Here is a 13,536-nt window from a genome sequence, read left to right on the forward strand (position 1 = left end):
TTCATGTAAAAGACTGGAAAGAAACTGAATAAAACATTAACATGATACCCCGATAACGTGTAAACGAGTCGGGGTTTGCACTTCTGCGCATCACTCTCTGTGCTTAATAAACCCGGCAAAAACAATATAACAATTAGAAAAATAAGGGAAATTTCATGCCAGCGACAAAACGTAGTAATCGCAAAGAGCAAATTCTTCAATCACTCGCACAAATGCTGGAAACCAGCCCGGGACAGCGTATTACCACAGCTAAACTCGCTGCTGAAGTCGGGGTTTCAGAAGCTGCGCTTTATCGCCACTTTCCAAGTAAAGCGAGAATGTTTGAGGGGCTTATTGAGTTCATCGAAGATACGTTACTGTCACGCATTAATTTAATCCTAGAAAACGAAAAAGAAACCCGTAACCGGATCTACAACATTCTTACTCTACTCCTAGCCTTTGCAGAGAAAAACCCTGGGATCACACGTATTTTAACGGGTGATGCACTACAAGGTGAGCAAGAACGCTTACGTGAACGAGTACAAAGCTTATTTGAAAAGCTTGAGACACAATTCAAACAAGTATTAAGAGAGCGTAAACTACGAGAAGGTAAGGCATTCACGAGCGAAGAAAGTGTACTAGCTAACCTATTCTTAGCTTTTGTTGAGGGTAAGATGAATCAGTTTGTCAGAAGTGACTTTAAAGCAAAACCAACCGCGCAATTCGATAAACAGTGGGTTGAGCTTGAGAAAATCTGGCTTTAAGCACCTGCGGCTAGCCGCTTAAATACATCCGCACACCGCAGAGCATTTTAGTTTCACCGTTAAAAGTGATAAAAACATCATAAATACATACTAAAATGCTCTAAATATGACTCTAAAACTCTCTCTCTTAAGCGCAGCACTTTTTAGTGTAAGCAGCTTAGCAGCTAAACCCAGCCTTGAATTTAAAGATGTTTTTGATTTTCGTTACCCTCAGGGTACGGTGATCTCCGAACAAGGCACATTCCTCGGCCTAAGTGCCAAGCCTTACCGTGGTGACAGCGAAGGCCAAGTGTATTCTCTCAATAATAAAGCACTGATTGCATCGGTTCCCCGTGGCACGAATCCAGTTATCAATAAAGGCGGTCAATGGGTTGGCTTTACCCAGCGCCCTACCCTACTTGAAAAAGAAACGGCAGATAAAAAGAAGAAAAAAACACTAAAAAACAACTTAGTGTTGGTGAATACCACAACTAAGGCCCAGCAAACCTTTAGCTCGGTTAAAGATTATCAACTTTCAGATGATGGCCTATGGCTGGTGTATCGTGAGGATGCAAAAAAAGGCGACAACAAATCAGACGCAAAAGCGAATACAGACGAGCAAACTAATGAACTCAAAATCAGTGCAGATAAAGGCGACGAAACCTTAACGCTTGTAGTGCTGAATCTTTCTAACAATGAGAGCACTCGCTATGACGACATCGCAGCATACAAAGTAGCACCAAATAGTAACGCGATACTGGTCAATCAGCGCAGTGAATACGGCAGTAAAAACCGTGTGGCCGTTATTGACTTAGCAAGCAATCAAATCACAAGTCTTATTGATGAGCCCGGTGTGACTTTAGGAGACATTGCTTGGCAACCCAATTCTCAACATGTCGCTTTTTATTTAGGTAATTATGTCAACGATGACAAGCGCCGCCGCGACTACCAACTCAAATTATGGTCTCCAACAAGCAATAAAATAACCGACATCCACAACCCAAGCGGTTGGTTTTCAGGTAAGACAGCATCAATCAAATGGTCTGAAGATGGCTCACGACTGTTTTTTGAAAATCGTCCACAGCTTGAAGAAAAAGCCAAAGTGCTTAAATACACAGATGAAAGCTCACTTTTTGATTACGATACCATTCGCCAGCAAAAAGGCTTAAAGGTTTGGCACAATGCCGATCCTGAAATCAAAACTCGAGAAATAAAAACATGGAATGAAAGCCGTCGAGATCAACATTATCAAGCGGTTTATCATATTAATGGCGAGCGTGTAGTACAGCTTGAAAACCTTCAAGTGCCTGCTATTTCACTGCGCACAAACGCAAATTTTGTGCTGGGCAGCGACGATACTCCCTACCTAAAGCAGATTATGTACAAAGGCTTTTATCGCGACTACTACAGCGTTGATATCAGCAGTGGTGATAAACAACTCATTGTTAGAGAAAGTTCAAATCGCCCTACCGTCGCACCTGACGGTAAACATGCGGCCTATTTCGACGGTGAACAAGTCTGGTTGAAATCGCTATCCACACAGCAGCTTACCCCGGTCAGCAAAGCGGTTAAAAACGCACTGTTTGCTGATGATAAACATGATAAACCAGAACCAAACGAAGGGTTTGGATTTGCTGGTTGGCAGCTCGATGGTTCGACGCTCTACGCCTACAGTAAATATGATATTTGGGCATTTGATACCAAAACGGCAAAAGCAACTCGACTAACTGACGGCTATAAGACCCAAACACAATACCGCATTGAGTATAAAGATAAGGACAAACTAGGCTTTAACCCAGACGATACCTTACTGTTAAGTGCGTACAATCTTGAAAATAAACAAACGCATATTGCAACGCTTTCCCTACAAGATAATAAGTTGCAAACTGTTTTGTCTGGCGAAGCTAAATACGGTGTAGTGAGAAAAGCCAAAGAGGCGGACACTTATATTTTCACAAGACAGTCTTATCAAGAATTTCCTGATTATTGGGTCTCAGATAGCGGCTTTAATAACCCGACAAAACTCACAGATTTAAATCCACAGCAGCAGACATTTGCTTGGGGCCAAAAACCTGAACTTGTGAAGTACAAAGGCTACGATGGCGAAGATCTTCAAGGCGTGTTAATCAAACCTGCTAATTATAAAGCCGGTGATAAAGTGCCAGTGGTGATTTACTTCTACCGCTATATGAGTCAGCGCATGTATGACTTCCCGAAAATGGAGTTAAATCACAGACCAAACCTGCCAATGTATACCTCAAACGGTTATGCGATATTCTTGCCTGATATTCGTTTTGAAATCGGCCACCCAGGGCGCTCTTCAACACAAACCATGATCAATGCAGCACAAGCGCTGATTGATACAGGTGTTGCGGATCCGGATAAAATTGGCTTACAAGGCCACTCTTGGGCTGGTTACCAAAGTGCATTTATGATCACACAGACAGATATGTTTAAAGCGGTTGTGTCTGGCGCGCCAGTATCTAATATGACCTCTGCGTTCAGTGGGATCCGTTTAGAATCGGGTCTTGCAAGACAGTTCCAGTACGAAACAGGCCAAAGCCGTATCGGTAAACCGCTAACAGAAGCGCCTGAATTATATATAGAAAACTCTCCAGTGTTTTACGCAGATAAAGTAAACACGCCAATTTTGATCATGTTTGGTGATAACGACGGCGCAGTGCCTTGGCAAGAAGGAATTCAATACTATTTAGCCTTAAGAAGACATGATAAAGACGCTATTTTCTTGCAATACGAAGGTGAACCGCACCATCTGAAAAAGCTGCCAAATCAGCTAGATTATTCAATTCGTATGAAAGAATACTTTGATTATCACCTGAAAGGATTGCCACCAGCAGAGTGGATTCAATCCGGTGAAGCATTTATCACTGAAGAGTAAGCAACTCCACAGGTATTCATCGTCAAGGACACCATCACGGTGTCCTTTTTTTTTGGCAACAAGTTACTCATTCCTTTGTTTTACTTTTATCTAGAAATGTTTTGTTTCAACTTTCATCCGTATAATTTCGTTATAAAAAAGCTCATATCTCCATTACATTTGACGGTTTTACAAACGAACCATTGAACTTTCAGTAGATGCGTTGTAAGTTCTATGTTGCAGGAACATTTTCCTACTCTGCTAATAAATAAATAAATAAGGAAATAAGATGAAACTTTCTAACCTATCAGCAACGATCAGGCTATCTCTACTGGCTTGTTCAACGCTGACTGCAGGCGTATCAGGTATCGCCCACGCTGAAGAAACAGATGCCAACGCTACTAATAGCGTAGAACGAATTGAGGTTACTGGTACTCGTATCAAGCGAGCTGCCATGACCGGTGCGAGCCCTGTAACAAGTGTTACGGCCGAAGACATTAAAGTTGCAGGTATTACTAGGGTAGAAGATCTACTCAACGATATGCCTGCAATCTTTGCTGACCAAACTTCAGGCCAAGCAAATGGAGCTACAGGTACCGCAACAGTAAACCTTCGTAACTTAGGCACAGAACGTACATTGGTACTCGTTAATGGACGTCGCTTGCCTTCTGGTTCTCCTGTTGCTGGTGGTATCGGTGCTGACCTTAACCAAATCCCAGCAGCTTTAGTTGATCGTGTCGATGTGTTAACTGGTGGTTCGTCAGCAACATACGGCTCAGACGCTGTTGCTGGTGTTGTAAACTTTATCATGAAAGACGACTTTGAAGGCTTCCAAGTTGAGTATCAAGGTAGTGTTTATCAACATGATAACGACCACAAAGACATGCAACGAGCACTAAAAGATAGAGGCTTCCCGGTACCTGACGGAAGTCAATGGGATGGCGACACCCATGATATCTCTCTGACTTTTGGTGCAAACTCTGCAGATGGCCGTGCTAACATCACAGGTTACGCGACTTGGCGTGATATCGAAGAGGTGACACAGGATAACCGTGACTACAGTGCCTGTGCTATGAATATAAACGCGACAGGTACACGTATTTGTGGTGGTTCAGGAACAATTCCAGATGGCCGTATTACCGATTTCGATACCTATGACTACAAAGTATCTGGTACCGATCTCGTTCCTACAGCTGGCACAGTGTACAACTACGGCCCACTAAACTATTTCCAACGTCCAGACAAACGTAAAACATTTGGTTTACTAGGTCACTATGATTTTAACGACAGCCATACGTTTTATGCTGAGTTTAACTACATGGACAACCGCACAGTGGCTCAGATCGCACCTTCTGGTTCATTCCTGAATCAAGTTGATATTAGCTGTGATAACCCACTACTTTCAGCTTCACAAAGAAATACGCTTTGCGGACCTGATGGTGTTGCAACAGATGGTGTTGTTAAGGGTGCTTTCATCGGTAAACGTAATGTTGAAGGTGGCCCTCGTCAAGACGATATTCGCCATACCTCAACTCGTTTTGTACTAGGTGTTCGCGGTGAAATCGATGACAACTGGAGTTATGATGCGTATATGAACTTTGGTAACGTATCATATGCTCAGACTTACCAAAACGACATGTCTACAACCAGAATCATTCGTTCATTACAAGCAACAACAGATGATGACGGTAACGTGGTATGTAAGTCAGTTGTAGATGGTAGCGATCCAACCTGTATTCCTTGGAATATTTTCGATCCAGCGAACATCACTCAAGAGCAAATTGACTATCTAACTATGCCTCTATTTGCTCGTGGTGACACGAGAACAAAACAAATTAGTGGTTATGTTACTGGTGACCTTACTGAGTACGGTGTTGTAGTACCTGGGACTTCCACTGGTGTGGGCGTGGTATTTGGTCTTGAGCACAGAAAAGAGTCGCTAGACTTCAATCCGGATCAAGGCTTCCAGTCGGGTGACGGTGCAGGTCAAGGTGGTCCAGTTCTTGGCGTAAGTGGTGAATTTGACGTCAATGAATTCTTTACTGAATTCAACGTACCTTTAGTTGAAGACTCTGAATTTGCTGATTATATTACTTTAGAGTTAGCTTACCGCTACTCTGATTATTCAACGGATAAAACAACTAACACCTATAAAGGTGCGTTTGATATCCGCGTTAATGACCAACTTGGTTTGAGAACAAGCTTCCAACGCGCAGTGCGTGCAGGTAACGTACGTGACCTATTCAGATCTGCTGGTTTAGGTTTGTTTAACTGGGAAGATCCATGTGGTGGCGCGAATCCAACTTTAACTGTTGAGCAGTGTGCCAGAACAGGTCTTGATCCATCTAAATATGGTTCTAACGCACTAATCAACCCAGCAGGTCAATACAATAGTATCACTGGTGGTAACCCAGACCTAGAGCCTGAGAAATCAGATACTATCTCGTTTGGTATTCTATTATCTCCTGAAGCCATTGAAGGTTTAGACATTGCGATTGACTACTTCGACATTACTGTTGAAGACGCAATTCAAGAAATCCCTGAAGCAACAATCTTCAATCAGTGTGCGATTAATGGTAACGACGAGTTCTGTGGACTTATTAACCGTGGTCCAACAGGCTCATTGTGGCTAGGCCAGGATGCGATCACTGCGATTGATACCAACATTGGTAGCGTAGAAACAAGCGGTATCGATTTTGATGCATCTTACCGTTATAACCTACCTGATGATATGGGTCTTTTACGCTTCAAGCTAATCGGTACATGGCTAGATAAGTTTGCAACGCAAAACTTACCAGGTGGTGATATTGACGATTGTGCTGGTCGTTGGGATAGAGCGGTATGTGAATACCCAGTTCCTGACTTTAAGTCAAACTTCTCAACAACTTGGGTAACACCTTGGGATGCAAACGTTACAGCAACCTACCGTTATGTAAGTGAAGTGAAGGAATTCGCACGAAATGACGACGGTCAAGTAATCGATGGACCAGTTCCAATGACTGCGCGTGACTACGTTGATATTGCAGTAACATGGAATGCTTCGGATAACCTGCAATTCCGCGGTGGTGTAAATAATATCTTTGATAATACTGCTCCACTAGTACCAAATGGTCCTGCAGGCCCAGCAAATGGTAACACTTACCCTGGTTTCTATGATTCTTTGGGTCGCTATATCTTCGCAGGTTTCACATTTAGACTGTAGTCTAAAGCCCGCAAGATTTAGTCGTAACTATGAGCCCCCGCAAGTTTAAAGCTGCGGGGGCTTTTTTTAGTTTAACGTCACTCTCACACCACTGCTTAATCATGATGCCTAGAGGGCAAATATCTATTAACTACTCATCTGACATCAAAGCTTTTTAATAAGGTGAGCTATTTTTGAGGTTAGAAAGTCTTGTCGCTTGCTCCGCATCCAGCTAGCAGCAAGGCACCTAGTTGTTCTAAAAAAGAAGTTTTTAACGCAGTTAGCGTCAGATTTTTCTCTCACATCGAGTGGGTATTAAGACTATTTGGTATTAAAACATGAGATACCATGCACACAATAATATCTATCACCACTAACGTTCATACATCGTAATCACAATTAAATAACCTGAGCTTCGGATAATTAATGCCTTTCTAGCAGCCAGTTTTAGCGCTAACTGCGTTGAATTCACTTCCAATAGCCAGCTATTGGTACATAAATTCGCCTTGTTATCCCTAAAACTGTCTGGCTAGATAAGGGGATAATTTAATGTGTTATTAAAAACAATGAGTTAGCTCATTCCTTATCCAAACCTCAGGTTAAATAAGTGGAGATAGTCAGGAAAGATAAAGCGTAATTTAAATTTGAGAGAAAGAAAGGTAATTGCTCTAAAAGAGGAGTTTTCAGCGCAATTCGCAACCGTTTCCTCAATTAGAGCAAATAATTAGACTGCTCGTGCTAGCCTAACAAAGCGAAATTTACTGACCGCCCTGAACGCCAACAGTACTCTGCTGTCGGTTAAGCATGTCTTTCGCCGCACGTCGATCATGCTCGATCTGGTCTTTAGTACGACATCTTCGTTTTGTAAACTTACTACCAGTGATGATATCTTGCTTACAGTATAAATCATCTTGATTCTTAGCTATCGTGCTCTCATTATTGTTTTTTGCCGACTCGGTCGTTGAATTACAACCCGTCAGAAGCACCAATAGGACAACACAAACTCCTGCGATTTTCATAGCAAATCCTTTATTATTGATAATACAAAGTACCTAAGTACATTTAAGAACGGAGTGTTCAAACTTTAGTCTAATCAACATTACAAAGAAAAGCAATTGCACCGATTTTCACAACACAATTGACTAATTTGATTCTAAAAATTCAAGTAAGTCTTGCTCAGGCATTGGCTTTGCTAATAAAAATCCCTGTACCTCATCGCAGCCAAGCTTTTGTAGCACAGTCATTTGCTCTTCTGTCTCAACACCTTCCGCAATGGTTTTTAGGCCAAGGTGCTGACCTAAAGAGATGACAAGATCGGCAATTGCACCGCTGTCATCATGCGGGATGTCTTTGACAAAAGCACGGTCAATTTTAAGCCGTGCTAAAGGAAGCTTTTGCAAATAACTCAAAGAAGAAAATCCAGTACCAAAGTCATCAATGGCCACCTCAACACCAAATTCTTGTAACTCTTGGAGTGTATTGATCACCGAGTTTACCTCATCCATGACTACACTTTCTGTCACTTCAAGCTCAATATGCTTAGGCTCCACATTAAACGACAAGATAGTGTCCTTAACCTGCTGTGCATAGTTTGGCACCTTAAACTGCGGCACAGAGACGTTAACAGCAATGCTAAGCTCACCGAATCCCTGTTGCTGCAACGTTGCCTGCAACTGACAGGCTTGTTCTAATACCCATTGGCCAATTTCGACAATAAGCCCTGCATTTTCTGCAAGCGGAACAAAAATCGCAGGGGAAATATAATTCCCGTTTCCAGAAGGCCAACGCAACAAAGCCTCACAGCCAATCACCTTGCGATCAGCAATAGAAAACTGAGGCTGATACCAGACCTCGAGTTTTTTCATCTCAAAATCTTGCCTGAGCTGTCTTATTAACCCCAGCTTCCAAGCCATTTTTTCTTCTAAATCTGGGGTATACCAATCCAGTGGAATACTCGACTGTTTTGCTTGGTTAAGCGCAATATACGCAAGTTTTAAGGTCTCTATTCCTTGCGGTTGAAAGTCTTCTTGACGGCACACTCCAATATGAAAGTGCATAGTCAACAAATGCTCCCCGACATGGTAGGGCACGCACAAGTTATCAATAAAAGACTCTTCATCAAACTGCGACTCTGGCATTAAAAAGCCAAACACATCCGCACCTATACGTGAAATTAACTGGGCCTCAGGAAACTCAATACTAATTCGCTCAGCAACTCCTAATAACAACAAGTTCCCAACTTCTTGGCCTAAACCGTTATTGATGTCAGAAAATTGAGCAATATCAACAAGAATAAAAACGAGCGACTGTTGTTGGTTAAAGTAAGACTCTATTTTCTCGATAAAATTAGCGCGATTAGGCAGTTTGGTGAGATTATCTTTGTAAGCAACCTCACGTAATTCGTTGAATAGCTTAATATTATCAAGACCAACACCAACGTTAGTCAGGAATATCTCAGCAAACTTCAATTGCGCTTCCGATGGCTCAGCCTCTAGTTCTAAATAAATGGCTGCTTTTTTGTTTTTGCTTTCAAGTAAGAAGGTAATGTCATGTGCGGTAGATTGGTGGGATTCGGTATCAATACAGTTTTGTACTTGCATGATGACACGACCATTATCAAGCTGTTCTATACCATGACCAAAGAATTCACGGTACTGCTCACTACCGCCAAACACCCTTAAATGCATATCATCATCTAGGTAGCCACTCACTAAGCCTTCGCCTGACGCATCTAAAATATTTGCCAATTGGGCAACGACCGCTGCTGCAAAGGAGCCCATATCGGTATGGCCGAGTATGGCGCGAGAAGCTGAAAGGATCTGCTCTAGTGCGTGGCTTTGCGCTTCGAGCTCACAAATTTGTTGATAAGAACGGATAGCAGTAAGTAAAGAAGTAACCAGTTTGCTGCGGGTGAGTTCTGTCTTCATTTTATAATCGTTAATGTCGAACTCACGAATGATCTTTTCTTCCGGTGCATAACCCGGTTGACCTGTACGCATAATAATACGTACTGCCATATTTTTGATCTCTTCGCGCACTCGACGCACAACATTAAGACCTGCGTCGTCGGTTTCCATCACCACATCGAGTAAAAGGATACTGATATTATTTTGTTCTTTTAAAATCTCAATGGCTTCTTTGCCAGAATAGGCGTGAAAAAACCTGAGCTTTTTGCCCCAAAACTCTAAATTAGACAGCGCAAGTTTAGTAACAGAATGGATCTCTGGGTCATCATCAACGACTAACACATCCCAAAAAGCACTTGTCGTTTCTTCTTCTTGAGTAACTTCTTCGTGCTCTGCAAACAAATAATCTTCTTGCTCAGGTGCCATGTTTTACCCTTTAAATCCGCACTACTCTTTAATTATAGGCACTGATTCACTCCAGTGTTTACCATCTTACAAAATATGGTACATTTTTACTATTACAGTTCTGTTTGATTAACATACATGAAATATTATAGTCGAGCATAGAACAAAATAGATGATTTAGCATACTTTTTACCAAAGAGGATTCTGTATCAAACGTTTATCTACTCCTATTAGAATGCTGATGATTTTGGCACTTATCATTGTGATTGCTGGTTTAGCGATGCCACACCATTATAAAGTGGCAAAAAGCACCGATATTTCTGCAAATAACACAACACTCTCTCCATTGGTATTACCCCATTGGCCAGCATTATTTAATTGGCAAGCAACCGAAGACATCCACTTTCGTATTTTGCCAAAAAAGCAACGAGTGGGTGGTTCAGCAGTGTTAGTGCATCCTTGGGGAGAAGCAGAAATGACCATCACCAAAATCAACGAACAGAGTTTAGAGCTGTCATTACATTTGGACGATGAACATTTAGCCAAAATCAGCCTTAATTTGTTGACCGTTCAGGCCGATAAAAAACTGACCATCACGATTGAAGGAAGAGCTAATACGCCGTTTATTGGCAGTTTTATCGCACTTTTTATGCAGCAGTATTTACAGCAACTAACTAACTCTGCAGTGAACCATATGCACACACTGTATAAACTACGAGCTTGATATGGCAGTCAAAAATGCACAAGTAAAGTCAGCTTTAGCGCTTTCGATTGAAGAAAAGCTCGGCTACCCTATGGTGAAACGGATCACACCGCTTGTCACTCAAAATGACCGTTATCAGTCTGATAAAAATAAAGATAACCAATACACGGTGCGAACTGAGCACGGCACGCTAAAACGTGCTCTAAAGCGCCAACAATTAATCAAAATCCAGCGCCAGCAAAATCTTGAGGCCATTATGGGCATGGCACTGACTTTATGCCCCGAGGTTACCGCCCGAGGTCGCCCCGACCCCGATTGGTTGGAGCACTTCATCACCCTTGCAGAAGACATTGCCAATCACTCTATGCAAAAGTTGTGGGCAAAGATATTAGTGGGTGAAAGTATTACACCCGGCACTTTTTCAATTAAAAGTCTGCAAACCCTAAAGATGATGACCCAGCGTGAAGCAACCGCGTTACAAAGATGTGCACCATTGTGTGGCTACTTAGAAAAAGAAGACAGCTACCTTATTCTTCATGGCTACTATAAAAAGCCGTCTATTTTTGATTTGCTACGCAAAGGCAGCACCGAATCCATCAACTTAAGTCAAGCTGGGCTGAACTTCCCAAATATACTTACGCTGATGGATATTAATATCCTTTACCGGCAAGAAATTGAGTCCGCATCGCTACAAAAAGGACAGTCAATGCAGCTGGTTTATTTACGTAAAAAAATGACCTTAACGGCCAAATCCAATGACTTGGTACTGAGCTATTACAAGCTGACGCAAACCGGGGACGAGCTAAAAAAACTACTCCAAAGCCCAATCAATAAACAATACAAGCAACTTGTAGAAAAGGCCTTTGAAAGCGAATTTTCTCTCGAGTGGGAAGATAGATAAGGAAGTTGTTCTATTTACCAAACAAAAGCGGCTTGGTCGAACACTCGTACCAAGCCGCTAAAGGAGTAAACTACACTATCTTAGAAGTGTAGTTGGATCCCTGCAAATGGACCTGAGACATCTAAGTCAGTATAAATATCGTCAATATCATCTAGCTCAAGTACCATAGAGCGGTAACCCACTTTTACCGCAACATCAACAGCCATATTGTCGATAAACTCATAAGCGATACCAATTTGATAATCTTGGATTTTGCTGTCATCAATTGCAAGCATGCTGCCTTCGGCAAAAACACTTAGCCCTGTAAGTGGTAAACCCACTTCACCGCGCAAATAACCTAGAGGAACAAAGCCTGAGAATTCAACTTCTTCTGTGCGAGTTTGACCATTTGCAGTACCAGTTACCATGATAGAACCGTCAAACTGCTTAAAGTTCACACCAAAGTCTAACGTCAACAAGTCATTGTCTAGCACTTCGTAATACAATGTGTAGTCGATGTGGTTTAGATCTGCGTTTGTTGTCGCATCAGTACCTACCGTATAAACTTGGCCACCAAAGTCAAAAGACTCTGTTAACGTCGTTTGACCATTTAGCTCAAGCTCGGTATAGCGTAACTTGATATTTGGTACCAGCGGTACTGGGTGCTCAAGTGCAGCATAGAAACTCGTAAAAGTTTCATCGTCAAAGTTAAAGGTTTGCATATTGCCTTTTTCAGCAAAGCTACCTTCGGTTTCGGTATCCCACCCTTCTGCACCGACATAAAGCCCGAGTACCGTGTCTGCGTGTGCAACAGGTGCTAAGCAAGCGAGAGATAATGCCGCTGCTAAAAAGTGTTTTTTCATGATGTTATCCTTGCGCTAAAAGTTCACTAAGTTCGATGAGAGCCGCATTAGCTCGCGAAATATAATTTGCCATGACCAGAGAATGGTTCGCTACCAAGCCAAAGCCACTGCCGTTTAACACCATAGGGCTCCACACCGTCTCTTGAGTCGCCTCTAACTCTCTGATGATCTGCTGTAGACTGACAAGTGCATTTTTCTTTTCAAGCACAGGTCTAAAGTCATGCTCTACCGCTTTCATATAGTGTAGTAACGCCCACGTGGCGCCTCTGGCTTCATAAAATACATCATCAATCAGCCACCAAGAGGTTTTCACCATATTATGGCTTGGCGTCATGGTTGCTTGATCGGCTGCCGAATCTCCAGCTAAATCGGTATTTAATCTGTCTTGACCTACGCTTGCACTTAATCTTTGACTTAGGCTGCCCATGCGCTTTTCAGCTTCTTTTAGCCAAGCTCTCAAGTTATCAGCACGCGCATAAAACTGGCTGTCGCGGTTACTGTTATCAGAAATTTGAGTCAAATACTGACGCAGTAAGTCATTGCCTTTTTGATATTCACCTTCAGCACTTGGCCACATCCACGCTGTTGAACTGATATTAAACTGTGGTTGTGCTAGCTTTAAACTTGGGTGTTCAGTCGATTGAGATTGTGAACGACTAAAATCTTTACGCATCGAAAGTGTAAGATCTCGTGTCATCTCAAGCACGCCGTATTCCCAAGCAGGCATGTTATCCATCATTACGCTTGGTGGCATCATGTCATTCGACAAGTAACCACCTGGCTTATTTAAAAGCGTATCCGTCACTTTAATCAAGGTATGTGTCGTTACATATCCAGTGACTAATGTATTGCCATTTGTCTGCGCATCCGCTTTTGCTGCCGCGACGACGTCAAATTGCTCTGGTTCCACACTCCAATACACAGCTATAACATAACCCAGAAGTATGACAGCGATAATGCCAGAGATGATTTTTCCCGTATGATTTCCCATTTAATAC

General features: G+C 42.3%; 9 protein-coding genes. 5 read left to right on the forward strand and 4 right to left on the reverse strand.

Annotation, left to right across the window (positions count from 1 at the left end; all coding sequences use genetic code 11):
• Positions 1-155 precede the first annotated feature (155 nt).
• The 3 genes from slmA (at position 156) to GSF04_RS21145 (ending at position 6,802) form a co-directional block, all read left to right on the forward strand.
• Positions 156-743 carry a nucleoid occlusion factor SlmA gene (slmA, locus tag GSF04_RS21135; RefSeq protein ID WP_010376740.1) on the forward strand — a complete coding sequence of 196 codons (588 nt, stop codon included), beginning with the start codon at positions 156-158 and terminating at the stop codon, positions 741-743.
• Positions 744-849: 106 nt separating this feature from the next.
• Complete coding sequence (locus GSF04_RS21140) at positions 850-3,621, forward strand: prolyl oligopeptidase family serine peptidase (RefSeq protein ID WP_211858725.1); 2,772 nt, start codon at positions 850-852, stop codon at positions 3,619-3,621.
• 268 nt (positions 3,622-3,889) lie between these two features.
• Positions 3,890-6,802 carry a TonB-dependent receptor gene (locus GSF04_RS21145; RefSeq protein WP_211858726.1) on the forward strand — a complete coding sequence of 971 codons (2,913 nt, stop codon included), beginning with the start codon at positions 3,890-3,892 and terminating at the stop codon, positions 6,800-6,802.
• Positions 6,803-7,539: 737 nt separating this feature from the next.
• On the opposite strand, the gene GSF04_RS21150 is transcribed toward GSF04_RS21145, so the two are convergent.
• Positions 7,540-7,800: a hypothetical protein gene (locus GSF04_RS21150; RefSeq protein ID WP_010376734.1), complete on the reverse strand. Its 261-nt coding sequence runs from the start codon at positions 7,798-7,800 to the stop codon at positions 7,540-7,542.
• 123 nt (positions 7,801-7,923) lie between these two features.
• Positions 7,924-10,113: an EAL domain-containing protein gene (locus GSF04_RS21155; RefSeq protein WP_039492878.1), complete on the reverse strand. Its 2,190-nt coding sequence runs from the start codon at positions 10,111-10,113 to the stop codon at positions 7,924-7,926.
• Positions 10,114-10,333: 220 nt separating this feature from the next.
• On the opposite strand from GSF04_RS21155, the gene GSF04_RS21160 reads away from it, so the two are divergent.
• A complete protein-coding gene (locus GSF04_RS21160) occupies positions 10,334-10,816 on the forward strand; it encodes a hypothetical protein (protein WP_211858727.1) in 483 nt (160 codons plus the stop codon).
• A 1-nt stretch (position 10,817) separates the two neighbouring features.
• Positions 10,818-11,696, forward strand: a complete 879-nt coding sequence (locus tag GSF04_RS21165) for a TIGR03899 family protein (RefSeq protein WP_017219066.1) — start codon at positions 10,818-10,820, stop codon at positions 11,694-11,696.
• Positions 11,697-11,776: 80 nt separating this feature from the next.
• Here GSF04_RS21165 and GSF04_RS21170 read toward each other — a convergent pair whose 3' ends face one another.
• Entirely contained in the window at positions 11,777-12,538 is a 762-nt protein-coding gene (locus GSF04_RS21170) for a TIGR04219 family outer membrane beta-barrel protein (RefSeq protein ID WP_211858728.1), read from the reverse strand.
• Positions 12,539-12,542: 4 nt separating this feature from the next.
• Complete coding sequence (locus GSF04_RS21175) at positions 12,543-13,529, reverse strand: DUF2333 family protein (protein WP_211858729.1); 987 nt, start codon at positions 13,527-13,529, stop codon at positions 12,543-12,545.
• Between the last annotated feature and the right edge of the window lie 7 nt (positions 13,530-13,536).

Source organism: Pseudoalteromonas sp. A22, from assembly GCF_018141345.1.
Classification (GTDB): domain Bacteria; phylum Pseudomonadota; class Gammaproteobacteria; order Enterobacterales; family Alteromonadaceae; genus Pseudoalteromonas; species Pseudoalteromonas maricaloris.